This window comes from Sphingobacterium micropteri (assembly GCF_014692515.1).
GTDB lineage: Bacteria > Bacteroidota > Bacteroidia > Sphingobacteriales > Sphingobacteriaceae > Sphingobacterium > Sphingobacterium micropteri.
The window spans coordinates 142579-168997 of the sequence record NZ_JACOIK010000008.1 but is presented as its reverse complement, the minus strand read 5'-3'; the positions used below and the strand labels follow the sequence as shown (position 1 = coordinate 168997).

At 41.2% G+C, this 26419-nt stretch carries 22 protein-coding genes and 1 riboswitch; of the genes, 11 read left to right on the top strand and 11 right to left on the bottom strand.

Going from position 1 to position 26419, the window contains the following annotated elements; genetic code table 11:
- Positions 1-17: 17 nt before the first annotated feature.
- The 8 genes from H8B06_RS12560 to H8B06_RS12525 all read right to left on the bottom strand — a co-directional run bounded on the left by H8B06_RS12560 (position 18) and on the right by H8B06_RS12525 (position 11590).
- The gene (locus tag H8B06_RS12560; protein WP_190994621.1) at positions 18-1061 is read right to left on the bottom strand and encodes an endonuclease/exonuclease/phosphatase family protein; all 1044 of its coding nucleotides are present in this window, start codon (positions 1059-1061) and stop codon (positions 18-20) included.
- A 34-nt stretch (positions 1062-1095) separates the two neighbouring features.
- On the bottom strand, positions 1096-4968 hold the full coding sequence (locus H8B06_RS12555) for a caspase family protein (protein ID WP_190994620.1): 3873 nt from the start codon (positions 4966-4968) through the stop codon (positions 1096-1098).
- A 187-nt stretch (positions 4969-5155) separates the two neighbouring features.
- Entirely contained in the window at positions 5156-5737 is a 582-nt protein-coding gene (locus tag H8B06_RS12550; RefSeq protein WP_190994619.1) for a YceI family protein, read from the bottom strand.
- Between the two features lie 77 nt (positions 5738-5814).
- Positions 5815-7116 carry an NAD(P)/FAD-dependent oxidoreductase gene (locus H8B06_RS12545; RefSeq protein WP_190994618.1) on the bottom strand — a complete coding sequence of 434 codons (1302 nt, stop codon included), beginning with the start codon at positions 7114-7116 and terminating at the stop codon, positions 5815-5817.
- Between the two features lie 114 nt (positions 7117-7230).
- Positions 7231-8514, bottom strand: coding sequence for a histidinol dehydrogenase (hisD, locus tag H8B06_RS12540; RefSeq protein WP_190994617.1), 1284 nt, complete (start codon positions 8512-8514; stop codon positions 7231-7233).
- A complete protein-coding gene (hisG, locus tag H8B06_RS12535; RefSeq protein ID WP_190994616.1) occupies positions 8514-9365 on the bottom strand; it encodes an ATP phosphoribosyltransferase in 852 nt (283 codons plus the stop codon). The genes hisD and hisG overlap by 1 nt, the downstream gene beginning before the upstream one ends.
- 205 nt (positions 9366-9570) lie before the next feature.
- Complete coding sequence (locus H8B06_RS12530; RefSeq protein ID WP_190994615.1) at positions 9571-10410, bottom strand: prephenate dehydrogenase; 840 nt, start codon at positions 10408-10410, stop codon at positions 9571-9573.
- A gap of 10 nt (positions 10411-10420) precedes the next feature.
- The gene (locus tag H8B06_RS12525; RefSeq protein ID WP_190994614.1) at positions 10421-11590 is read right to left on the bottom strand and encodes a pyridoxal phosphate-dependent aminotransferase; all 1170 of its coding nucleotides are present in this window, start codon (positions 11588-11590) and stop codon (positions 10421-10423) included.
- 162 nt (positions 11591-11752) lie between these two features.
- Here H8B06_RS12525 and H8B06_RS12520 point away from each other — a divergent pair, with 162 nt between their 5' ends.
- The 4 genes from H8B06_RS12520 to H8B06_RS12505 all read left to right on the top strand — a co-directional run bounded on the left by H8B06_RS12520 (position 11753) and on the right by H8B06_RS12505 (position 16429).
- Entirely contained in the window at positions 11753-13585 is a 1833-nt protein-coding gene (locus tag H8B06_RS12520) for an ABC transporter ATP-binding protein (RefSeq protein WP_190994613.1), read from the top strand.
- 303 nt (positions 13586-13888) lie between these two features.
- The gene (locus H8B06_RS12515) at positions 13889-15082 is read left to right on the top strand and encodes a radical SAM protein (RefSeq protein WP_190994612.1); all 1194 of its coding nucleotides are present in this window, start codon (positions 13889-13891) and stop codon (positions 15080-15082) included.
- A gap of 10 nt (positions 15083-15092) precedes the next feature.
- Complete coding sequence (locus H8B06_RS12510; RefSeq protein ID WP_190994611.1) at positions 15093-15710, top strand: histidine phosphatase family protein; 618 nt, start codon at positions 15093-15095, stop codon at positions 15708-15710.
- Complete coding sequence (locus H8B06_RS12505) at positions 15710-16429, top strand: menaquinone biosynthetic enzyme MqnA/MqnD family protein (RefSeq protein ID WP_190994610.1); 720 nt, start codon at positions 15710-15712, stop codon at positions 16427-16429. Before H8B06_RS12510 ends, H8B06_RS12505 begins: the two co-directional genes overlap by 1 nt.
- Positions 16430-16431: 2 nt before the next feature.
- Here the strand turns inward: H8B06_RS12505 and H8B06_RS12500 are convergent, their stop codons facing one another.
- Positions 16432-17649: a chloride channel protein gene (locus tag H8B06_RS12500; protein ID WP_190994609.1), complete on the bottom strand. Its 1218-nt coding sequence runs from the start codon at positions 17647-17649 to the stop codon at positions 16432-16434.
- A 36-nt stretch (positions 17650-17685) separates the two neighbouring features.
- Positions 17686-17749: riboswitch (Fluoride riboswitch) on the bottom strand.
- A gap of 78 nt (positions 17750-17827) precedes the next feature.
- Positions 17828-18682, bottom strand: coding sequence for a helix-turn-helix domain-containing protein (locus H8B06_RS12495; RefSeq protein WP_190994608.1), 855 nt, complete (start codon positions 18680-18682; stop codon positions 17828-17830).
- A 138-nt stretch (positions 18683-18820) separates the two neighbouring features.
- Between H8B06_RS12495 and fucP the strand changes: the two genes are divergently transcribed.
- The 7 genes from fucP (at position 18821) to H8B06_RS12460 (ending at position 25509) form a co-directional block, all read left to right on the top strand.
- Positions 18821-20083 (top strand): L-fucose:H+ symporter permease, encoded by a 1263-nt coding sequence (gene fucP, locus H8B06_RS12490; RefSeq protein WP_190994607.1) that lies wholly within the window; start codon positions 18821-18823, stop codon positions 20081-20083.
- A gap of 9 nt (positions 20084-20092) precedes the next feature.
- On the top strand, positions 20093-20422 hold the full coding sequence (locus H8B06_RS12485; RefSeq protein ID WP_190994606.1) for an L-rhamnose mutarotase: 330 nt from the start codon (positions 20093-20095) through the stop codon (positions 20420-20422).
- Positions 20423-20424: 2 nt separating this feature from the next.
- Positions 20425-22089, top strand: a complete 1665-nt coding sequence (locus H8B06_RS12480) for a UxaA family hydrolase (RefSeq protein WP_190994605.1) — start codon at positions 20425-20427, stop codon at positions 22087-22089.
- A gap of 30 nt (positions 22090-22119) precedes the next feature.
- Complete coding sequence (locus H8B06_RS12475) at positions 22120-22884, top strand: SDR family NAD(P)-dependent oxidoreductase (protein ID WP_190994604.1); 765 nt, start codon at positions 22120-22122, stop codon at positions 22882-22884.
- Between the two features lie 61 nt (positions 22885-22945).
- Positions 22946-23800 carry a fumarylacetoacetate hydrolase family protein gene (locus H8B06_RS12470; RefSeq protein ID WP_190994603.1) on the top strand — a complete coding sequence of 285 codons (855 nt, stop codon included), beginning with the start codon at positions 22946-22948 and terminating at the stop codon, positions 23798-23800.
- Positions 23790-24623: an amidohydrolase family protein gene (locus H8B06_RS12465; RefSeq protein WP_190994602.1), complete on the top strand. Its 834-nt coding sequence runs from the start codon at positions 23790-23792 to the stop codon at positions 24621-24623. Before H8B06_RS12470 ends, H8B06_RS12465 begins: the two co-directional genes overlap by 11 nt.
- Positions 24624-24717: 94 nt before the next feature.
- Entirely contained in the window at positions 24718-25509 is a 792-nt protein-coding gene (locus H8B06_RS12460; RefSeq protein WP_190994601.1) for an L-fucose dehydrogenase, read from the top strand.
- Here the strand turns inward: H8B06_RS12460 and H8B06_RS12455 are convergent.
- Positions 25506-26381 (bottom strand): cation diffusion facilitator family transporter, encoded by an 876-nt coding sequence (locus H8B06_RS12455; protein ID WP_190994600.1) that lies wholly within the window; start codon positions 26379-26381, stop codon positions 25506-25508. The two genes, H8B06_RS12460 and H8B06_RS12455, sit on opposite strands and share 4 nt — an antisense overlap.
- Between the last annotated feature and the right edge of the window lie 38 nt (positions 26382-26419).

Genomic DNA, 26419 nt, shown 5'->3' with positions numbered 1-26419 from the left:
TAATGTAACATCACATCTCATTCAATCATAAATGTAGCCAAATTACCTTTGTGGTCACTTGGCCACACATCGTTTGGAACGATAAAAGAATCTTCCGAGTCCTTTTTCTTTACCTTTCCTCGCACAACAGTTTCTTCCGGTCCTACAATAGACACATTTATCAACGACCATGCTGAGTTGGGATAATAATAGATAAAGTCTATGCGATCTCGTTCATCCGCTTCTGGCGCCCAAGTGAGTTTGTCGACCGCTACCGCATTGTTAGCAGAAGGAAATGTGAAACCGGGGTATTTAACGGCATCCGGAAATTTTTGTCGATAAGAGTCAACCATGCCCATCTGCGAAAGCATAACGGAACAATCCCAATTAATAACCAGACCATTGTGATCCCGAAGATCTTTCGTATCTGCTTGCCAATCCAAATGGGAGGGCTCATTAAAATCGCCTCCCAATAAAACCAGATTTCCTTTTTCAATTTCAACCTTAGCATCTTTCAAAAAAGCGCTGATCGATTCGTCCCTTTCCGAGAGTCGATTGGCTTCTAAAATAGAGTCTGCATTATCAACAGGAGAGGCGATTTTCTTCCAACTGACTCCGCTGTAACCGCGGGGAAGATAACATTCGTAATGTTTATAGTCTAAATGCGCAGAATAGACAACCAATTTCTGTCCTCCAACGGGTATATAAGCCTTCGCCATAGATCCTTGCGCCGCTGATGCACAGCACGTGTTTGCACTTTCTATGGGATACTTCGATATTAAACCTGCGCTTCCGTCACTGGTTTCTGCGTAATATGTCTTGCCTAGTAACTGTAAGGTGTCTACTAACTTGTTGATGACATTATTGTCGTGGTTCTTTGTTTCGGAGAGTAAAACGATATCCGCATCGGTTTGCTCGATAATTCCGAGTAGTCCGTTAAAGCCGTTGGGGACAGCAGTTGCGGCATGCCATGCATTTATCTGTAGTACTTTTATCTGTTTCCCCAAGGGTATTTCTGAACCCGTACTTCCAATCGCTCCAAAAGCAAATACCACCAATACAGCTATTATTAATTTGTTCATAATATTCGTTTAAATTTCATATCGACTTGATTTCTCAATCTACAATATCAACTTCCGAGAGTATCATTTCATAGCATTTCTTTGATTTTTTTTGGATATTGTCCAGACTGTTTTGTGATAATTTGATACGAATCTGTCTTTGTTTATAGGCATTCAGCAAGGCTTCAGTTGCCGTAGTATGATCATTATAGGCTGCAAAGTAGATGGCCGGTTGTCTATCGAAATACCATGCTTCTTCTATATCTACATTGTTGCGAAGCAATACATTGATCGCTTGAAGGTTATTTTGTCTCGCAGCGTACATTAATAAGGTTAGTCCCGATTGTTTTTTGTTCAGATCAAACCCATCTTTTATTGCCGTTTGTAGATAATTGATATCATCGAATCCTTTTGCCGCTTCAAATATCTTCCCTTCTCGGGTGTCTTTAATCTCAATCAGATAGTTCTTGAAATCTTGGTTAGCCTGTCTTAACATGGGTCTTTGTTGACCTTGGGTCATCTTCAACGTATTTAAAGAAGCGTCTTTAATGATCTCGTACACGTCCAAATGCTTGTTTTGATCGATGTCGTTGTTTATGTTCAGCAGGCTGTTGATAAAATTGTAGGTGAATATACCGTTGTTCGCACTGGCTGATTCGATGGCATACTCGCTCGCACTAGAGGCAGCAATAATGTCGATGCCATTACCTTGGTTTAGGGTTTCGAATGCGAAGTCTATTAATTGGGGCTTATTTTTACCGGTTGATTGGGCGATCGAACCACGTTTAATGATTTTTAGATCTTCCTCTTCATTATATTCGTAATACACAGGTGTAATATAATCTTCATCCAAACCGGTATGGCAAGCATCCATGATCAGTAATTTGTACAACGATGGAACATTTTCTAACACGTTTAGATAGTCGTCTATCAACAAGCCTTTGTCTGCCGGTTTGTCGAATTTCATGTCATGAGGTGCCAAGTAAAGGTTTTTGTCCTCATCGAGCAGCCCATGTCCGGCAAAATAGATAAGGACTTGGTCTGTTGGTTTTATATGACGAAGAAATTCTTTTGTCTTGGATAGGATGTTCTCCAAAGTCGCTTCGCTATCATGTATCTGTAAGCTGTATTGATTGTCGTAGGTGTATAGTGCCTGCGAGATCGAACTGATATCTTCAGCATCTTTGCGTGCATATGTCAGGTTGTACGTGCTGTCTTGGTATTTGGATATTCCTATTGCAATGGTGTAAATATCTGTTTTTGATTTTTGGTATCCTTTGATATATTGATGATCGCCAGTCGTTTCATTGCCATTCTTATCGATTAGGACAATACTGATCTTGTTTATTTCGTTGTATAGCTCGATGCTGTCGATCACAATATTGCTTTTTGGGTTTTCGACAAATTTTAATTTGACTCCATTGACATAGATGGTATAGCCTTTTACATTTTGTAGCGGTTCATCAAAAGATGCATTTAGGACAAATTTCTGTTCGGGGCTGACCAATAGTTTTGGGGTTTTAGCATAGTCAAATCTGATATCATGTGTGATCGGCGTAGTTTGTTTATTTCGTGCTATTCTTTTGTCGATTATTTGCTCGATGTGTGTTAAAAAATCCGGATCACTATAACCCAAGTCCTGAAGTACGATATCTGGACGATTGTAGTGCGTGTCTATATAGTTGAAGTCGGGGTTGAAATCAGCATTCCAATATAGCGCAGATTTGTAGCTGCCTGTTGCTGCATACAAATTATCGGATGATAATAGGAGTGTCTCTGGATGTTCAATGACCGTTTCACTTTTGGAAATATCAAAACGGGACTTACATAAAATGTTTACATGTATTGGGTTCGTCAGAGTTTCCGTGTTCCAGATGCTCAGTTGATCCATTTTGTTCAGGATAAAGAGATTAGGCGAATGCGGATCTTTAATGATTTTGTGGACGCCTTCCTTGATAGGAACAGACACACGGTTTTTTTTGGAAAAATCCACAAGGTATACACTGTCTGCATATATACTGGCAAATGCGTAGGTATTGTTCCGGATATGGGTGTATGATTTATTTGTTTCGTGTAGTAGTCCTGACAGTAGGGAATTGTCAAAGGGTATGTCAACTTTCTCATGGCCGGCGGAATAGAAGCCATCTTCGGTGAGGTAAATCGAATTGTCACTTTTAAAAGTCAGTAGCTTATATTTAGTCGTTTTGATGATTTCTCCTGTTTCGAGATCTATCCAGTGTTGTATAGGGTTTCCATAATTGGCCGCATTAAAGAAGATAACCAAGAGTTTTTTATCCGCTATGAACCTCGAATGGTCAAATGCCATAAAAGGGCTTGTGTCATTTTCGTAATAGTTGGTCAGATCGACTCTGAGATCAATCTTCTTGATTTGGTTGTTTTTACTGACGTATAATGTATATTGGTTTTCGGACAGTTCTGTGTTACCATTGTTCAAAGGGATACTATTTTGATACGAAGCAAACCAATAAAATAGGCTGTCATTGACAAGATGGGCCGGCTGGTTGTGCATATTGTAAACGCGATGTAACTTATCCCTGTAGTTTACAACAGGGTATCTATAGTTTCCAAGATCACTATTGTAATAGCTTAATGTGGTATCCTTGAAGTCATAATCCGTGTTTTTTTCTCTACCAAATACAATGTTCGATAAGTAAGTAGGGAAGTTGACAGTAGGTGTGTACCGTATCTGCTGGGTGGCTAAATTTACTTCAAATAACTCATTGTATCTCCCGATCAATATATTTCCCGGTTCGTCCGTAAACTCTATGACCTCTATTCTTTGCTGTAAAGTATCAACCATGGAAAATAGGCACCCATGATCTATGTCCAAAATATCGTCGTTAAACGCTAATAAATTTAAGGAGCTATTATAGCTGATGTGTTTACCAGAAAATGAAGAAAGGCTACCTGCTCTGTTGAATGGACGTTTTGAATGACCGTTGATCTGGACGATGTTGTAGGTATTGTAGTCAGCTCTCCCTTGTTTGCTATTATCGATCAGGTACACATGGTCGTTCTTGGTGACTATGAAATTTTCATTGCTACTTATCGAATAGCGGCCATCTGGCATTTCATAGAAATACGGGGTGATGTTTTTGGTTTCTAATACTTTGTCCTCAACATAATCATAGAGCGTATAGCTATTGCTCAGGATATGTAACTTGTTGTTCATTGTTTTTATAGTCGCATAGGCATCTTTTTCATCTCGAATAAGGGGGATATAGGATAAGCTATCGGTCTGTGTTTCGTACTTGAGAATATCTGATGGTGTGGCTACGAATATATTTTGACCATCTGTAGATATGCTGTTCACATGATGATGCACGCCTAGGTTTTTTAGCGTTAACGTATAGGAATCCAAATCTACAATAGCAAGGTATTGTCTTTCTGCAACTGTTGCTTTTTCTGTGATCATCACAATAAAACAGAGTTGCTTTGTTTCTGTATTATGGTGCCAGATCTGGGGCGATGCTATCCGAAACGAGGAGTTGTAATAGATTTCTTTGGCAATATCGGCAAAGGGGGCGAGGGATATCGAGTCAGTCTTCTGCGGTTCGGTATCATGAAAATTGTATTGTGTTATATACAGATAGTTTACAGTTCTAGAGTACCTTTGTTCCGCATGATGAGCGAGATAGAAGGATTGTTCGTCCCGAGGAATAATATAGCTTTTCTCCGGAACGTCGATAAAGTTGATATATTGTCTTTTTCGGATGTTGTAGATAGCTGTTTTTTTATCATCAAGGGTCAAGAGATAATTTCCTTCAGGACTAAACTCGCGTTGTCGGAAACTGGATAAACTTTGGTTTACGCCAACATGTACCTTTTGGGCGAAGGCGTTAGATAAACCGAATGTACAGATAAAAAAAACAACCGTAATTAACGGTATTTTAGGCAGTATATTCATAAACAAAGGTTCTAGTTATCATTTGTACAGTTTAAATTTACGAAATTTAATTCGGATTTAATAGCAGGATAGGGGCCTGCATAATGTTCGGCAAAAGTTTATTTTAAAGAGAATACTGTTTACATCAGTATGTTCCATTAAAAAAGCCCAACTATGTTGAGCTTTTTATTCTTTATGAGCGTTATTTTTAGTCTTTTTTATGACCAAATTCGCCATCAGCTTTGATTTGTACTTCGTCACTGATCATAGGTGCAGGAAAGCCAGCACCTAAGCCAAAATCAGAGCGTTTGATTTGTCCGGTGATTTGGATACCCGCTACAGGGGCGCCGTCAGCATTCGGGTTTTGAGTCGTTCCGCGATGTTTCATCGTCATGGTAACCGGTTTGGTAACACCTAATAAAGTGAGGTTACCTTGTAGGGTAAAAGTATCTTTTCCTGATTTCTTGATAGACGTGCTTTTGAATGTCATGGTAGGATGTTTTTCGACATCAAAAAAATCTGCACTTTTTAAATGGTTGTCGCGTGGCTCAACTCTGGTGTCGATCGAATTTGTCTGTACGGTCAATTCAATAACAGCGTCACTAAAGTCTTCTTTAGCTGAAACGATAGAAACGTCGTATGTACCAAAATGCCCCGGAACATCAGCAATACCCAAATGAGTCACGGTGAAACCTAATTTAGAATGATACGGATCTGCCGTCCAAGTTGTCTGCGCAAACAATCCTATTGAGACGAATAGGAAGGTAAAAAATAACGTTAACTTTTTCATTTTATTTCTATTTTTTTGATAAAACAAAATTACTATAAGTCTTTATCGCATCTATTGATGTATGTTAAGAAATCAAATTAGCCGTGTATATTCGTCCTTACTTCATTATTATCCCGTTTCCGTTCACTGCGTACAATTAAACGAAGGCCTGAGTTCGCCGAATAGAAAGACCATACCCAATTGCCCAACAATTTCCACCTATTTCGGAAGCCTGCAATAGGGAAGAGGTGGATAAGCAGCCAAGTAAGCCATGCAAAAAAACCTGTAAAAGAAAATTTTGGCAGGTCGGCAACGGCATGATATCGGGCGATAATAGCCATACTTCCTTTGTCTACATAGGAGAACGGTTTTAACGATTGTCCTTGATCTTTCGCAATAATATTCTTCGCTAATCGTACACCTTGTTGCATCGCCACTTGAGCGAGTTGCGGATGGCCATTTGGGAAATTGGAATCCGTATCCTGAAAGCAGAGGTCGCCAATAGCAAAAATGTTGTTATAACCCTGCACGGCATTGAACTGATCCACCAGTACACGGCGTCCTCTTCCAAATTTTTCGGCAGGTAGTCCTGGTAACTCCCGGGCGATGACACCAGATGTCCAAATTAATGTTTTTGTTTTTATTTCCGCACCATTGGCCAGGATCACGGTATCATCTACATAATCTTTAACAGCAGTATTCAAAGTAATGTCCACACCAAGTTTTTCTAAAACTTCCTGTGCTTCTTTTTGAGCAACACTGCTCATAGGGCCTAATAGAGCTGGTGCAGCGTCTACCAAGTGGATATTGGGTTTTAATCCCGCTAATTCCGGATATTCTTTTTTTACGATACGTTCACTAAGTTCTGCAATCATGCCCGATACTTCTACGCCAGAAGGACCGCCGCCTGCAACAACAATGTTTAGATAAGCCTCACGGTTCGGGTCATCTTTTCGTTGAATGTAATCTTCTAAGTTTAGCAACAGCTTATTACGAATAGCTAAAGCATCGGTGATATTCTTCATCGGAAACGCTTTTTTCTTCACATTCTCCATGCCGAAAAAGTTAGTTTCCGTTCCTGTCGCTAATATCAGGTAGTCATATGTTAGGTTACCCGTATCTGTTTCGATAACATTGCTCTCCGGAAGGATATTCAATAACTTTCCGAGATGAAAAGAAAAGCCGTTATGTCTTTTAAACATTTTACGGAAAGGCATACTGATATTCGACGCTTCGATGAATGCAGTCGCTGCTTGATAAATTAACGGAGGAAAGAAATTGTAATTATTGATATCTACCAAGGTCACTTTGTAGGCAGGATTTTTTCCTAAAGATTTGATGAAATTTATGCCGGCAAATCCGCCACCTACAACGATAATGTGTTTTTTATTATCTGCCATAATAAGCTGTTCGTTTGTTTAAGTATTTACCCAACAGAGATAAAACAAAACTTTCTTCTCTTTTGTTTGATAAATGTGCAGCAAAGATAGGAAAACCGATAAGAATTGCGTGTGTTATTTTCGGATACTTACAGCATTCTTATGTGCGTGCAATCCTTCCAGTTCTGCTAAAGTCTCCACGGTAGAACCAATATGGTTCAATCCTTCACGGGAGATATGCTGAAACGTGATTTTCTTGACAAAGGAATCGACCGATACACCCGAATAAGAACGGGCATAGCCCGACGTAGGTAGCGTATGGTTGGTCCCTGATGCGTAATCACCCGCACTTTCTGGGGTAAGATGGCCTAAAAAAACCGAACCTGCATTGATAATACGTGGAAGCAAATTTTTCCATTCGTCCGTTTCCAAAATTAAATGTTCAGGCGCATATTGATTGGAGAAATGAAGTGCTTCCTGTAAATCGTTTACCGCAACGGCATACGAATTTTTAAGGGCCATATGTGCTATTTCCGCACGAGGTAATACGTCCAGCTGCTTTTTAAGTTCGATATTAACACGCTGGATAATATCCGCAGACGTGGCTACAAGAACCGCTTGACTGTCCGGCCCGTGTTCTGCCTGTGCCAGTAAATCTGCTGCAACAAAAGCTGGTTGGGCGGTATGATCAGCAATAACCAAAACCTCCGAGGGACCTGCTGGCATATCTATACTAACATTTGTTATGCTCTGGACCATGCTCTTTGCTTTCGTCACAAACTGATTGCCCGGGCCAAATATCTTGTCCACTTTAGGTACGCTTTTGGTACCATAAGCCATCGCGGCAACCGCCTGTGCACCACCCACGAGGTATATTTTATCAATTTTTAGGAGCTGAAGGCAGTACGCCACAAACCCGTTTATCTTTCCCGTCTGTTGTGGTGGGGAGCAGACGACAATTTCTTTGCATCCTGCAATACGCGCCGGAATACCGAGCATTAGCAAGGTGCTCGGTAAAACTGCAGATCCGCCAGGGATATACAGCCCCACTTTTTCGATGGGACGTACCTCACGCCAGCATTCTACGCCAGGCATGGTCTCCACGACGCGTTCTCTACGGAGTTGACTACTGTGGAATTTATGGATGTTTTGAAAGGCTATCTCCAACGCACGCTGTTGGTCACGTGTGATCGTGGTAGCCAATTTAGCAATATCGTCTTTTTCTAAATAAAGCCGCTCCAATGGCACCTTGTCGAATTTTAAAGCCAGCTCTTGGAGAGACTGATCGCCACGTTGGCGAACGTCGTTTATGATCTGCGATACAGCGTCTTGAATGGCATGCGTAGCGTCGGTGTTGCGCGCAACCAATTGTTCAATATCTGCAACGGTTAAACTTTGAAAGGAATACTGTTTTAACATTATAGTATTATTTTTTCGATCGGCATGACCACAATACCTTGTGCGCCTGCGGCTTTCAATTTATTGATTTTGTCCCAGAAATCATCTTCAGGAATAACGGTGTGTACAGCAACCCAACCCTCTTCTGCTAGTGGCACCACTGTTGGGCTTTTAACACCAGGCAAGAGCGATGTTATTTGTGGCAAATTGCTTTTTTCCACATTTAACACCACATATTTTGTTTCTTTCGCACGCAATACAGACCGTACACGCTGTAATAGTTCACATAATATAGGATTTTCTGTCAATCCTTCGCGACCGATAAGAATGGCTTCAGAACGACGTACATCGGCAAAGGGTTTAAGTCCGTTACTTTTTAATGTGCCACCCGTAGAAACAATATCGCAGATCGCATCGCTCAACCCTAAGCCAGGAGCTATCTCCACAGAACCCGAAATTTGTTGTATCTCAGCTGATAGATTATGCTCCGCCAAAAATTCCTGGAGGATGTTAGGATAGGTGGTCGCGATCGCTTTACCCTGTAGGTCCTGAAGTTGTTGTATATCCGAATCTTTTGGAATTCCGATCTTTAAGGTGCAGCGTCCAAAACCCAACCTTTCTAAATAGGTGACTTTTTCTTGGGATTCATCAATAACATTTTCGCCAACAATGCCCAAATCAGCAATGCCTTGGGCAACATATCCGGGAATATCATCGTCGCGAAGGAATAATATTTCCAAGTTGAAATTATTTACCGTGGTGATAAGGGAGCTTTTATAATTTTCAAAATCAAGACCACAGTTTTTAAGCAATTGGACTGATTTTTCATTTAATCTACCCGATTTTTGGATAGCGATTTTAAGATTCTTCAAAATGTAGGATTTTTAATGTTTACTATTATTAATATATAAGAAAGATAACTCGGGGTTTTTGCTTCACGTAGAAACACATTACATTACATATCGCCAAAATGGCGATGATGGAAATGGACGTGATGTGTGAACAAATAAGTCATTTTTATTAATAATGCAACAAAAGTATACTATTGTTGTGTGTTTTGCAAGTTTATGCGTGAAATTATTTGATGATTCGTTTTATCTTATTGGACTTCTTGATGAGCTTATTTAACCCTTCGTAGTCCTCTTTATCTAATTTCGTATATAGATTTTGTAACTGCTTTATGTGTTCTTCCAATACTTCTAATACATTGGCGCGATTCTGTTTAAAGATGGGCGTCCACATGTCGGGAGACGATTTTGCCAAGCGAACCGTGGATTCGAATCCAGAGCCTGCGAGTTCAAAAATACGACCCTGTGATTTTTCTTTTTCTAAAACAGTCAGTGCTAAAGCAAAGGAAGTGAGATGGGAAATGTGCGATACATAAGCGGTATGCATATCGTGCTCCTCTGCGGTCATGAACGTTGTTTTCATTTCTAACTGATCTGTCAACGCATCCGCTAGCTCGAAAGCATCTTCATCTGTTTTGAATGCTTCGACATAGACCATCACCTTGCCTTTATACAGATTAGGAACCGCCGCTTCCGGCCCTGAATATTCCGTACCTGTCATAGGGTGCGCTGCGATATAACGTCCCCGGTTAGGGTGATTCGCTATCAAATTTAAGATATTTGCCTTGGTAGAACCCATATCAATGACCACTTGATCCGTCACCTTATCCAAAATAGCTGGTAGCATGTTCATGATAGCATCTACAGGTACAGTTAAGATAATAATTCGGCTAGATGCAATTGCTTCATCCAATGACTGGATTTCATCAACAAGTCCTAATTGTAATGCCTTTTTTGCGTTAGCTTCGTTTTTTTCTACACCGATTATCTTTTTTCCAAACTGGGTTTCTTTCAGCCGGATGCCAATAGAACCCCCAATTAATCCAACCCCGACAATAGTTATATTCATTTTTGATTTTTTATACCAATTTTAATTCTGTCTCTATTCGCTTGATAGCATTTTCCAATACGGCCTCTGTTGCGCATAAGCTGATGCGTATATACCGTTTGCCAGCGTTGCCAAATATCCCACCTGGTGTAATAAATACATGCGCGTGATGTAGTATATCATCGCTTAATGCGTATCCGTCCGGATATTTGTCGGGAACTTTCGCCCAAACGAAAAGTCCGACCTGCGAACGGTCATAGTCGCATTCCAAGATATCCATAATATGGAAAACCTTTTCCCGTCTTTTTGCATATACTGCATTGAGCTCTGAATACCAGGATGAATCTAATCGAAGCGCCATTGCAGCTGCCGATTGTAAAGGGAGAAACATGCCCGAATCCATATTGCTTTTAAAACGTAAAATCTCGTTGATCCGGTTTTCGTCCGCTATCAACATGCCAATGCGCCACCCCGCCATATTGGATGACTTGCTCAACGAGTTTAATTCGATAGCCACCTCCTTTGCGCCTGGCACTGCCATTAAGCTGAGTGGTTTGTCATTTAATATAAAGCTATACGGATTATCGTGGCATATCAAGATATTATGCTTCTTACCAAAAGCTACAATCCGTTCAAACAATTCCATGGTCGCAGGTGCACCTGTAGGCATATGGGGATAATTAATCCACATCATCTTTACCCTGCTTAAATCGCTGCGTTCCAAAGTTTCAAAATCAGGCTGCCAGCTGTTCTCGGCGTTTAATTCGTAAGAAATAGCCGTTGCGCCGCTTATACGGACAGCACTTGTATAGGCCGGGTAACCTGGATTGGGAATCAACACTTCATCACCTTCTTGTAAGTAGGTCATACAAATGTGCACGATACCTTCTTTTGAACCGATAAGCGGAAGGATTTCCGTTTGTGGGTTCAAGCTTACGTCATAATAATGTGCATACCAGTTGGCTATCGCTTCCCGAAGAATAGCAGCTCCTTTATAGCTTTGATAACCATGTGTGTTGGTTTTATTCGCTTCTTCGTTTAAAACACGCAGTACATCTGGATGGGGTGGCAAATCGGGACTTCCGATACCTAAGTTAATCACCTGTGCCCCGCGCTTGTTCATCTCGTCGATTTCCCGCAACTTCTTCGAAAAGTAGTATTCCTCCGTATGTTGCAACCTTTGGGCAACTTCTATATGCATATTGATAATTTTGAATTTTAGCGCCTAATTTACAGATTATATGCAATAAACAACCGTATTTAATGGTAAAATATCAAATGAGTGCAACAATAGGATGATGTTGACGCTTTTAGATTAGGTAAAATGCTTTTGTTTGTTACTTTTGTAGTCTCAATATAGTACATGAAGACATACTTTAGACTGTTATCTTTTGCAAAACCTATCGGGAAATACGCTGTTCCCTATATTATCTGTACAATTATTACGGTAGTTTTCGGGACACTTAATCTTGCTTTACTAGCCCCTTTATTGCAGGTATTATTCAAAGGGACGGGCGACGTCGATGTGGATGCTACAGATACCCTCACTAGGCCGGAGGGCTATAATATGGGCGATTGGTTTATGTATTTAGCGGACAAATTATACTATGATATCGGTCCGTATGAAGCCCTAAAATACGTCTGTATTGTCATCGTAGCATCGGTGTTTATTAGTAACTTATTTCGTTACCTATCACAACGGGTGATGGAAAATTTGCGGATACATACGCTTTTAAATTTGCGCAAGGCAGTTTTTAATAATGTAATGGACCTCCACCTAGGATATTTTACGAATAGTAGAAAAGGAGATGTGATATCCAAAATTGCATCAGATGTACAGGTGGTGCAGTTTTCCGTAACCTCAACCCTACAAGTGGCCTTTAAAGAGCCGTTGCAACTGATTGCATATGTGGTTGTGCTTTTTGCACTTTCTACCAAACTGACTTTGTTTTCGCTTGCCGTTATTCCTGTTTCCGCATTTTTTATATCCTTGATCGTGAAAAAATTAAGGGAACAAGCTCGTGAAGGACAGCAATCGTATGCGAATATGATTTCTTATTTGGATGAGGCACTTTCTGGCGTCAAAATTATCAAAGCCTTTAATGCTATTCCATTCGTAAAAGACCGCTTTAATGGTGAAAGTGAGCGTTATTCGAAGATCATGCGGAGGATGGTGCGTAGGCAACAGATGAGTTCGCCTGTCTCGGAATTATTGGGCGTGGTTATGGTAGCGATCATTTTGCTTTATGGAGGGAACTTAGTTTTAGCCGGGGAGGGAGAGCTAGCTGCCTCTGAATTTATTACTTATATTGCTATTTTCTCGCAGGTAATGCGGCCGGCAAAAGCTTTAACAGATGCGTTTTCTAGTATCCATAACGGTATTGCTGCAGGGGAACGTGTGTTGGAACTTATCGATGAATATAGTATAGTAACGGACAAGCCGGAGGCGAAGCCGGTAAATGGTTTTAATCGTGCGATCGAATTTAAAGATGTGAATTTTGCGTATGGTGAAAAACAGGTGCTGAAAGATATTAATATTGCCATTCCAAAAGGGAAGACCGTAGCATTAGTCGGACCGTCGGGAGGGGGGAAATCCACCTTGGTCGATTTGATTCCACGGTTTATGGACGTGACTGGAGGAGCGATTTCGGTAGATGGTATAGATGTACGTGATCTTCAGCAGGAATCACTGAGGAGATTAATTGGTACGGTTAATCAGGAAACAGTATTGTTCAACGATACGATATTTAATAACATTGCTTTTGCCCAACCGAGCGCAACGATGGAAGAGGTGGAGCGTGCAGCGCGTATTGCGAACGCACACGATTTTATCTTGAAAACGGAACATGGATATGAAACAAATATCGGTGATCGTGGCGCGAAGTTATCGGGTGGTCAGCGACAACGTATATGTATTGCCCGGGCAGTATTGCGAAATCCGCCGATCATGTTGTTAGATGAAGCAACTTCGGCTTTGGATACGGAATCTGAAAAACTGGTACAGGATTCTCTTTATAAATTAATGGAGAATAGAACAACGGTGGTTATTGCCCATCGTCTGAGTACGATTCAGAGTGCAGATAATATCGTCGTGATTGAAAACGGACAGGTAGTGGAGCAGGGTAACCATCATGATTTGATAGTGAAAGACGGGTTATATAAACGGTTGATTGATATGCAGCAGTTTATTGATTAGTATTTTGTGTTCTTTTTTTCCGTAAAAAAGAACCAAAAAACTCGCCACTTTAAAATTTTGAATGGAGGGGATATTGCGTAAATATTATTTCTACATATTTCAAAATTTTATATGTGGCATTTAAGGGTTAAAGAGGGAACAATACAATTGTACTACCTCTAATTAACATTAAAGGTCGCATCCGGATGTTTGAGGTTTGTAGAAACTCATCCTTAGTACTATCCACTATCTCAAATATCCGAAGCGACGATTTTTTCGTTCTTTTTTCTAAAAAAAGAACATAAATTTGTTTAGGAGGCAGAAATGAACGCAACGGAGAAACTTGACTTTTTAATTCAAGACAAAAATTTAGATATCGAATTAAGGCATATCGCCCAGAAAGTGCTTCATGGTGAGCGGGTGAGTTTTGACGAGGGTGTTATACTCTATGAACACGGGGAGTTAGGCTACTTAGGTGTATTAGCTAACTATATTCGCGAGAAGAAACATGGTGACTATACATACTTCAACAGAAATTTTCATATCGAACCCACTAACGTATGTGTGTACGACTGTAAGTTCTGTGCTTACTCCCGTCTAATTAAAGAACGGGAGCAAGGGTGGGAGATGGACGTAGCCGGTATGATGGATATTGTACGCAAGTATGATGATGAACCAGTTACGGAAGTGCACATTACAGGAGGAGTAGTACCTAAACAGAACTTAGATTTCTACGCAGACTTTTTTCGTCAATGCAAATCACATCGTCCTGATTTACATATCAAAGGACTTACGCCAGTAGAGTATTACTACATATTCAAGAAAGCAAAAATGAACCATTACGATGGCCTTAAATATTTGCAGGAATGTGGGCTTGACTCTATGCCGGGAGGTGGGGCAGAGATCTTCCACCCCGAAATCCGCGAGAAAATAGCGGGTGATAAGTGTACGGCCGAGCAATGGTTGGATATTCACGAACAAGCGCACAGCTTGGGAATGCGTACCAACGCTACCATGCTGTATGGGCATATCGAGGAATTTTGGCATCGTGTAGATCACATGGAGCGACTGCGACAATTGCAGGATAGAGCAGGAGGCTTCCAAGCATTCATCCCTTTGAAATTTCGCAATCAAGGTCATCAAATGTCGCACGTTCCGGAAGTATCGGTTGTGGAAGACCTACGAAACTATGCTATTGCACGGATTTATATGGATAATTTCGATCATATCAAAGCTTATTGGGCGATGATTTCCAGAGATACGGCGCAACTTTCTTTGGCATTCGGTGTAGACGATATAGACGGTACGCTGGACGATACAACCAAAATCTACTCCATGGCTGGTGCGGAAGAACAACATCCGGCAATGAGTACACGTCAACTTGTCGAGCTTATCAAACAGGTGGACAGACATCCCATTGAACGAGACACGCTTTATAAAGTGGTTACGGATTATAAAGACGTGGTTTTTGACGATACGAACAAACCAAATTATTATTCGTTACCCGTAATAGAATAACAGTTAGACATTGAGAAAGACATTTTATTTTATCCGACACGGACAAACAGATTTGAATTTAAGGGGAATAGTTCAGGGCAGAGGTGTAGATTCTCCACTTAATGAAATGGGACATAAACAAGCACAGGCTTTTTATGAAGCTTTTCATCATGTGCCCTTTGATAAAATATACACCTCTACCTTGTTGCGAACCAAACAAACTGTTCGACTTTTTCTAAAACAAGGTATACCTAGTGAAGAACTAAGTGGCTTGGACGAAATTTCTTGGGGGATTTATGAAGGGAAGGAGCAGGATGAAACCATTATAACAGGTTTTGAAGAAGTGGTGAGTTCCTGGCGGGACGGAAACTTAGATTTAAGCATCGAGCAAGGAGAGTCCCCGAACCAGCTTGTCGCTCGCCAGCAACAAGCGATATCCTACATGCTGCAGCAGCATAACGAAGAAAGGGTGTTGGTATGTATGCACGGTAGGGCTATGCGCATCATGCTCTGTCATTTGACGGGAGTACCTGTATGTCTCATGGATGACTTTCCGCATACCAATACTGCGCTGTATGTATTGGAATATAATGGTAGTGATTTTACGATCGTAGACCATTATAATGTTAAACATCTAGAAAACATATAATGAGGAAAATAGCGGTATCTGCTGTTTCTTATACGAATACCCTCCCATTTTTGAACGGTATAAGAAACGCAGACGTGATAAATGCGATAGATCTATCGGTGGACTATCCAAGTGAATGTGCGCGAAAGGTGATTGAAAATGAGGTGGATATGGGAATTATTCCTATTGCTGCTTTAGATAAACTATCTGATTATCAAATTGTTGGTGATTACTGTATCGGTAGTAATGGTGCAGTAGATTCCGTTTTTATCTTTTCAGAAAAGCCAATCAATGAAATTGAAACGCTGCTGTTGGATAAGCAGTCCAGAACTTCCAATGGATTAGCCCAAATTCTGTTGAAGCACTATTGGAAAAAAGATGTACAGGTGCTAACAGAAGGACAAGCAGATGCTTATGTGTTGATTGGCGATCGTACGTTTGGTAAAAAAAATAACGTACCGTTTGCCTATGATATGGGGCATTATTGGAAAGAAATGACGGGTTTGCCTTTTGCGTTTGCCGTATGGGTTGCGAACAAAAGATTGCCTGATGATTTCAAAGAAGCATTCAATAACGCGCTAGCCGAAGGGGTAGCGCACCCAGAGGGTGTTATACCCGGATTACCGATATATGAGGATTTCGATTACTACACCTATTTGACAGAGAGTCTTGATTTTCATCTGACTGCAGATAAAAGAAAAGCAATAGATTTGTATCTGGAGTTGTATAAGGCTCTGTAAACTTAAAAAAGCTTGAAGTTTTTTATTCGCTGCGAACTATAAATACCTTTCTTCCCCGAGATTACAAAACTAATTAAACAGGTTGTCAGGAAAAATGCCCCGTATTGCCAGCCAAATAATTCCATCGCCATTATTGTACAGGCAAGAGGTGTTTTGGTGCAGCCTGCAAATACGGAGACGAAACCGGTAGCGGCCAGGAGTGCCAGAGGAAGTGGTATGAAAGGTGCCAGTGCATTGCCTAAGGTAGCGCCGATGAAAAACAATGGTGTGACTTCTCCTCCCTTAAAACCAGCACTCAATGTTAATGCTGTTAATCCTATTTTGATCAGGAAATCTGTTGGAGGAAGCGGTTGTTGAAAAGCATCGATAATCGTTGGGATACCGAGGCCTATGTGCTTGGTTGTTTGCAATAGGTGGACGGCTAAAATAACCAATATACCACCGATGAAAGGACGAAGTAGCGGTTGCTTTATTTTCTGGAATCCTATACGACATACATCACCTGTATAACGAAACAAGATGGATGTCAGTCCAAATAAGATCCCTGCAAGAAACAAATAAGCAACAATAGAAAAAGACCAGTTGGGAACTTCGCCAATGGGGGGATAATGCGTGTGCAAATCGCCATACAAGCTGCATACCCAATTAGAAAGTAATGCTGTGGCCAGTATAGCACTTACACCTCGCCAACGTATTTTGCCTAATTGAACCACTTCGATAGCGAAAATAGCACCCGCCAACGGCGTTCCGAAAAGCGAGGAAAATCCAGCGGCTATCCCGCATAACAGAAGAATGCGTTTTTCTTGTTTTCCGAGCGGAACGAACTTATTGAATTGGGCCGCGACCGTACCACCATATTGTACAGCTGTACCCTCGCGTCCGGCCGAACCACCAAAAAGATGGGTAATCAATGTCGTCAGAATGACCATAGGGGCCATTTTCCATGGAACACCCGGCGAGGTAGGATAATAATATTCTTCCAATAAGAGGTTGTTCCCCTTTTGTGCATTTCCACCATATCGTTGGTACCACCAAACAATAAACATGCCGGCAAAAGGCAACATGTATATGATCCAAAGATGTGTTTCCCGAAAGAGGGTAACCTCTTGTAAGGAATATAGAAATACCGCCGAGAGCGAACCTACCAGTCCAGCGATCGCCAGAATCAGCAATAACCATATATAAAAAAGACGTATTAACGGGAAAACTGACTTTATCATGCTTTATCAATAACTATCTTGTTTGAAGATTATTCAAATAAAGTAGACGTCATCAGCTTTTTTAGAGCGGTTTAGGGCAGACATCATTGCCACGGCTCAACAAACCTAAATAAAATGCGCTGCATTCACGAATACTAATGAAAAAAAAAATCATGAGTAATTCAATTTTATATGCAATTTAATTGCGCATCGCTTCCCGATAAGCCGAGGGTGTATAAGTGGTGCTCGATTTGAATATTTTATGAAAACTAACGAAATTATGAAAACCGCACTCAAAACATATTTCTTTAATAGGCGCATTACTTTCAGATAGGAGCTTACAAGCCTGTCCTATTCGGAGTTCATTCACAAATTCAATTAATGTTTTACCCGTGCGCTGTTTAAAATAACGGCAGAAGGAGTTCGGTGTCATACCTGCTACATGCGCAATTTCGTCCAGTTGGATTTTAGATTTATAGTGTAGACGAATATAGTCCAAGATTTTGTTCATGCGAAGATAATCGCCTTGTTGTTGCGGGTTGGTGTAATTCGGGCTTACTAACGTCGTTGGTGTCGGCAGGGATGCTGTATAATCGAGTATATCCAGCAGCATTGCGAGCCGTTTTAGGGATGTTTGAACGGATAGATTTTCAAAAAAATGTAGAAGACGTACATCGCTCGATGGAAATAAAATGGCTTGTTTCGCTAATCGATAAACCTGTTTAATATCTCGGGCTTCCGGTATTTCCAAAAAATCAGAACCGATAAAATCGGGTTTAAAATGAACGACTTGGATGTCTGCATGAAATATCTCTGTCTTAATATACTCTTCATCGAAGAGCCAGTAATGTGGTGTATTCGAGCCTATTAAAACTATGAAATTATCAGCAAACTGCTGTATGCAGTCGCCCACAAAAAAAGTTCCTTTTCCGTGCTTGATGTGGATAAACTCCAGTTCCTCATGATAATGCCATATATTATGGTGTTGAGGTGTATTGTCATGCCGGACAGCGATGGAGCTACAGGTGGACGACGTATGATCTAACCGTTGCATAGAATTAGGTGTAATTTATTTATTCGTATAGAAAGCATAAATATATAGAACTCATGTTAAAATTGCTTAGCAAATCGGTAAAATAGTTCAATATTTCTGCGATAAATTGCGCTAGTTTTACTTTCCAATATAAATCTTATGGTATTAGAAAAAAAATACACGTTTGCCATTGCATTGATAACCTCTTTATTTTTCTTTTGGGGGTTTATCCACAATCTTGATCCGATTTTGATTCCGCATTTGCGCAATGCGTTCAGCTTAACACATTTTCAAGCATCTTTGGTGGATTCTGCTGTTTTTATCGCTTACTTTTTATTAGCGATTCCGGCAGGCTATATTATGAAACGATTTGGCTATAAGACAGGTATCACGGTGGGGTTACTTGTTTTTGCATTAGGATGTTTTCTTTTTGTACCTGCCGCCAATAAGATTAATTATTATTATTTTCTAGGTGCTTTATTTGTGGTGTCTTGTGGGCTTGCTATTTTAGAAACAGCAGCGAACCCCTATATCACCGTACTAGGCGATCCTGCGAAGGCTACTCAACGACTGAATTTTGCACAATCTTTTAATGGATTAGCAGCATTTATAGCACCTATTGTAGGGGGGAGATTTATCTTAACGGAAGAACCGAAATCAGCCGAGGAGATTGCAGCATTGAGTGAACAGGCGAGAAATGCTTATATCCAAGCAGAAACGGCTGCTGTAAAGGGGCCTTATCTAGTATTGGGACTGATCCTACTGTTGGTAACCGTTTTCTTTATTTTTACAAAACTACCCGAAATCAAAGAAGAGGAGGAAGGCAGTAGCTCGAGGGGTGTGTTTGGATCCTTACGCCATAAAAATGTTTCTTGGGCCGTAGTAGCGCAATTTTTCTACATTGGAGCGCAAGTATGTATATTAAGTTTTTTAGTAATGTACGCTACGGAAGTTTCGGGTGTTGCACCTACACAAGCTAGTTACTATGCAGGTGTTGCTGGGCTTGCTTTTATGCTTGGTAGATTTATCGGAACATTCTTTATGCGATATATAGCGCCGCTTAAGTTACTGTTGATATATGCACTGATTTCTATTTGTTTAACATTGTATGTAATATATGGTGAAGGGATAGGTACATTATACGCGATGATTGGGATTGCCTTTTTTATGTCTATTATGTTCCCTACGATATTTGCAGTGGGTGTAGAAGGCATAGGTGCTGATACAAAATCAGCTTCCAGCCTGATTATTATGTCAATCGTAGGCGGAGCCGCATTACCACCTGTCTTAGGGTTAGTATCCGACTGGACGGGAAGTTTCCAGCTGGCGTACTATGTTGTTTTCATTTGCTTCGTGGTGGTTGCTTTATTTGCCTGGAATAATAGAAATGTTTCAACCCCGGACCTCGGATCAAAGAAATAGTAAAAAGATATGGAACGATTTGCATTTGCACTGGACCTCGTAGACGATCCGAAATTAATAGCGGAATATGAAGCTTATCACCAAGCTGTATGGCCAGAAATCTGTGCATCGATAAAGGACGCAGGTATAACAGATATGATGATATATCGCTTTGGAAATAGGTTGTTTATGATCATGGATGTAGATAATACATTTAGTTTTGAAAAGAAAAATGAAATGGATTTGGTCAACCCTAAGGTACAGGAATGGGAAGCACTGATGTGGAGATATCAGCGCGCTATACCGGGTGCAAAATTGGGGGAAAAATGGGTATTGATGAATAAAATTTTTGAATTATAAGAATGGATAGGGAGAGATTGTCATATTTACAAATACATCCGAAAGACAATGTATTGGTGGCATTGCGGGATCTACCACAGGGATTTTTGGTGGAGTTTGGCGAACACACATTCGCGTTACGAGAAGCTGTCCGCGCAAAACATAAATTTACGATTTATCCATTGGATAAAGATGCTGATGTGATGATGTACGGCGTTTTGGTGGGTAAAATGAATTATGCTGTGGATGAAGGGATACTTATCAGTACCGATAATTTACGTCATGCTTCGGATGATTTTAAATTGGGGCAGCGAGAATTAGTGTGGGAGAAACCGGATGTATCTGCCTTTAAAGGACGTACTTTTAATGGTTTTCACCGTAGTAATGGTACGGTAGGAACCGCCAATTACTGGTTGGTTATTCCATTAGTGTTTTGTGAGAACAGGAATGTGCTGACATTAAAATCTGCATTGGAAGAGAAATTGGGCTATCAGGTAGCGTCAAAAGATTATTCCGACGAAGTGGATGAATTAATCGCTCGCTATCAGGCGGGTGCTTCTGTGGATGAATTGTTGGCTGTAGACCTTTCGCCAGCGACAGTTGGTAAGGAGAAAATACGCCTTTTTCCAAATGTAGATGGTGTAAAGTTTTTGAATCACGAGATGGGGTGTGGTGGTACGAGGATGGACTCGGATGCACTATGTGGATTGCTTGCGGGTTATATTACACACCCCAATGTAGCTGGTGCTACCGTTTTGAGCCTTGGTTGCCAGCATGCGCAAGCTTCGATACTGCGGGACGAAATTAAAAAGCGGGATGTGGCATTCGATAAACCTTTGTATGTTTTTGAGCAACAACTCGAGGGTACTGAGCAAGAATTGATGCAAAAAGCTATTAAAGCAACTTTTGCCGGACTTACGCAAGCGAATAAACAAACGCGTCAGCCGGCAACTTTAGATAAATTATGTATAGGCTTGGAGTGCGGAGGTTCAGATGGATTTTCGGGTATTTCGGCTAATCCCGCCTTAGGATACGTATCGGATATGTTGGTAACTATGGGAGGATCGGTTATTTTAGCGGAATTTCCAGAGCTTTGTGGAGTGGAACAGGAATTAAGTGATAGGTGTGTCGATGAAGCTACGGCTGAAAAATTTATGTATTTAATGAAGACCTACAACGCAAAAGCGGAAGCAGATGGCTCTGGTTTCTATATGAATCCATCCCCGGGAAACATTCGTGACGGATTGATCACGGACGCTATAAAATCGGCAGGTGCTGCAAAGAAAGGAGGGAATTCTCCGGTGACGGCAGTAGTGGATTACCCCGAGGTAGCAAATGCGCCGGGATTAAACCTTTTGTGTACACCGGGTAATGATGTGGAAAGTACAACAGCAGAGGTGGCGGCCGGAGCGAATATCGTACTTTTTACAACTGGATTGGGAACTCCGACCGGAAACCCTGTTACACCTGTTATTAAGCTGTCTACGAATACGAAAACATTTGAAAAGATGCCGGATATTATCGATATCAACTGTGGGACAATTATAGACGGAGAGGAAACGATACCGGAAACAGCCCATCGAATATTGGAATATGTAATTAAGGTAGCGAGTGGTGAAGAACAACCCCAAGCGGTACGGTTGGGACAGGATGATTTTATTCCTTGGCGAAGAGGTGTATCGTTGTAAAAATTAGTCTTAAAATTAATACTTAATAATATGTCAAAGCTAAATAATAAGGTAGCGATTATTACGGGAGGCGGCAGTGGTATAGGAAAAGCCATATCGGAACTTTTTGCACAAGAAGGCGCATACGTACACATTGTAGATTTAAATGCGGAGGTGGCACAACCCGTTGTTGATAGCATTATAGCCGGTGGCGGACAAGCGAAGTTGCATGCCTGTAATGTTGCGGAACAGATGGAAGTGAAGCGTGTGGTAGAGCGTATTGGGCGGGTAGATATTTTGGTCAATAACGCGGGTATTGCGCATGTCGGTAATTTGGAGAAATGTTCAATTGACGATTTTGATCGGGTGTTTAATGTAAATGTAAAGGGAGCATACAATGCACTTTACGCCGTAGTGCCGGTCATGAAAGCGAATGGGGGCGGAGCAATCTTGAATTTAGCATCTATTGCAGCGGTGGTAGGTATCAGTGATCGATTTGCTTATTCCATGAGCAAAGGTGCGATCTATGCTATGAGTATGTCAGTAGCTCGGGATTACATGGCTGACAATATCCGTTCTAATTCTATTTCTCCGGCGAGGGTACACACGCCTTTTGTCGATGGTTTTATTACAAAAAACTACCCTGGGCAGGAAACAGAAATGTTTGAGAAGCTTTCCAAATCCCAACCTATAGGCAGAATGGCAAAACCGGAAGAAATTGCTAAATTAGCCTTGTTTCTGTGTTCCGATGATGCAGGGTTTATAACGGGAAATGATTACCCGATCGACGGAGGATTTATTAAACTAAATAATTAAGAAACCACAGACGAATGCAAATTTGTCTATATACGATATTTAAATATACAATATTATAAAAATGAAGTTAATACGATTCGGAGAATTTGGAAAAGAAAAAATCGGTGTGCAAATCGATGGTGTAAATTACGATGTTTCAGCCTTTGGTGGTGATTATAATGAGCAGTTTTTTGCTGAAAATGGTTTAGCGAGGCTAGCGGAATTTGTAAAAGCAAATGCAGGTAATTTGTTGGAAGTTCCAGTGGGGACACGTTTAGGAGCTCCGTTTGCGCGTCCTTCTAAAATTGTTTGTATAGGGTTAAATTATAAAGACCATGCGGAAGAAACGGGAGCAGCTATACCTAGCGAACCGATTATTTTCATGAAATCTACGACCTCGTTGATAGGGCCAAACGACCAGATTGTTATCCCTAGAAACTCGACGAAAACAGATTGGGAAGTGGAATTTGGTATTGTGATAGGAAAGAAGGCTTCTTACGTAGAAGAAGCAGATGCTTTAAACTACGTGGCGGGATACGTGCTTCACAACGATGTTTCGGAACGGGCATATCAATTGGAACGTGGAGGTACCTGGGATAAGGGAAAAGGTTGTGATACGTTTGCGCCGATGGGACCTTATATGACTACTGTCGACGAGATTCCAGATATCAACAATGTGCGTCTCTGGTTGAAAGTTAACGGTAACACCTACCAAGACGGTAATACCTCTAATTTAATTTTTTCCGTGCAACATGTTGTATCTTATGTATCTCAATTTATGACATTGTTACCTGGAGATGTTATATCAACGGGCACGCCAGCAGGTGTGGGACTCGGATTTAATCCGCCAATTTATCTTAAAGCGGGAGATGTGGTCGAATTAGGCGCAGATTATCTAGGCGAATCACGTCAAGAAGTTATTGCATATGCGGATTGATTCACATCAGCATTTTTGGGTATTCAATGCCGAACGGGATGCATGGATAACCGATGATATGGCAGCTATCCGTCGAAACTTTTTACCGACGGATTTGGCTGCCGTACTTAAGTCAAATGGAATAGACGGTACGATCGCTGTACAGGCGTCACAGTCGCACGAGGAAACACAATTTTTAGTGGATTTGTCAACCATGTATGCGATGATCAAGGGTGTCGTTGGATGGGTAGATCTACAGTCGGACGAGGTAGAGAAACATGTAGAGCATTTTCGTCAGTATCCTATTATCAAGGGTTTTAGGCATGTTGTCGAAGCCGAAGAAGATCCTGATTTCCTGATTCGCCCGGCATTCCTGCGCGGAATTAAAGCATTGACTGCGCGCCAGTACACCTATGATTTATTAATTCGTCCAAGACATTACGACAGTACCTTAGTCTGTGTAGAGCAAAACCCGGAACAGCGCTTTGTATTAGACCATATGGCAAAACCAGCTATACGGACGCGGGAATTTGACGAATGGGCAATATTTATCGAAAAATTGGCGACATTTCCGAATGTTTACTGTAAAGTGTCGGGCTTGGTGACGGAAGCAGATTGGAAGAATTGGACGGTGGATGATTTTAAACCTTATATACAGCAAGTCGTAGCTTGTTTCGGGAAGCAGCGTATTATGTTCGGAACGGACTGGCCAGTTTGTCTCGTTGCGGCCACTTATGAGGATGTAATGCAGATAGCAGGTACAGCATTGACAGGTTTTTCCGATGAAGACTTAACAGCTTTTTGGGGTGGAAATGCTGCCCAGTTCTACGGCGTAAAGTACTGATTAATGAATAATCAGTAACGAGTAGGCAATGGTTGACGAATGGTTAAATTTATAACACATTACGTTGTCACTCGTTACTTGTCACTAAAAAAGAATGGATTTAAATTTAAAAGATAAGGTAGTCATCGTAACCGGCGGGGCGAAAGGTATTGGAAGGGCTGTTGTTTTAGCACTGGCGAAAGAGGGAGCGGTGCCGGTAATTGTCGGAAGGAAACAAGCCGACAATAATCGGGTTAAGGCCGAGGTAGAAGCTATAGGCGGCAAAGCCCTTGCGGTCGAAGCCGAACTGTCCAGACCAGAAGAGTGTAAGAAAGCGGTAGAAGAAACACTAAATGCTTTAGGCCGCATTGATGGTTTAGTCAATAATGCCGGCCATAATGATGGTGTCGGACTTCTTTCTGGTGACTACGAGCGATTTTTAGAATCATTACATAAGAACTTGATCCACTACTATTTAATGGTTCACTATAGTGTTGACGCTTTACGTATAGCTAAAGGGAGTATCGTCAATATTAGCTCGAAAACCGCGGAGACGGGGCAAGGAAATACCTCGGGATATGCTGCGTCAAACGGAGGACGGAATGCACTCACACGTGAATGGGCCGTTGAGCTGTTGCCCTATAGTATTCGGGTGAATGCGATTGTAGTAGCAGAATGTGCAACGCCGCAGTATGATTCTTGGATACAGACGTTGGATAATCCGGAAGAAACGCTGAAGAAAATAACGGATCGCATACCCCTGGAACACCGGATGACGACATCCGAAGAGATAGCTAATACGACCGTATTTTTGCTGTCTGATAGATCAAGCCACACGACAGGACAGCTTATACATGTAGACGGCGGATATGTGCATTTAGATAGATCATTGATCAAAGAAGATTAATTTTCCTCAAACGGCTCAATATGCACGAAGACATTTCCGATATTGTCTAGGTTTGCGATTAGATAGTCTTTGAGATCATGCGCTATCGCGTGTCCTTCTCGTACAGACAGGTTAGGATTTACGACGGCATGCAAATCTATTTGGAATAGCATGCCGATTTTTCGTATATAACATTTTTCGATCAACGCCACTCCGGGTACATTCAGGGAGTGTTGGCGAACTTCTTCCTCCAACTCTTCATAGCGGTTTTCATCCATGATTTCGGCCAATGCCGGCCGAAATATGCCGTAACAATTATAGATAATTAATCCGGAAGCCAATAATGCTGCCCAATCATCCGCACTTTCATACCCTTCACCGAAAATCAAAGCTACCGATATACCGATAAAAGCAGCTACAGACGTAATAGCATCACTACGGTGATGCCAGGCATCCGCTTTGAGGGATGTGCTGTTGAGTTTTTTACTCCTTCTCATGATCACCCGGAAAGAAATTTCCTTCCAGATAATAATCGCTCCTAATACATACAATGTCCAGGATTTGGGAGCCTCGTGTGGTGTCTGAATGTTATGAATACTCTCTTTCGCAATAATGAAAGCTGAAACAATAAGGAAAATAACAACGATAAAGGTAATCAAAGGCTCTATACGTCCATGTCCATAAGGGTGTGTTTGGTCGGCTGGGCGTTTAGAATATTTTAATCCCAATAATACCAAAAACGAAGAAAAAATATCAGCGGTAGATTCAATAGCATCGGCAATCAAGGCATGGGAATGGCCGAAGTAACCGGCTAACCACTTCACCAATGCCAACAAAAAGTTGGTCAGTATACTAAAGTAAGTCGTTCTAATCGCCTTATCCGAATTTGACATTACATCGTCCCATTTTATTCAAATATAAGGCATTTTCT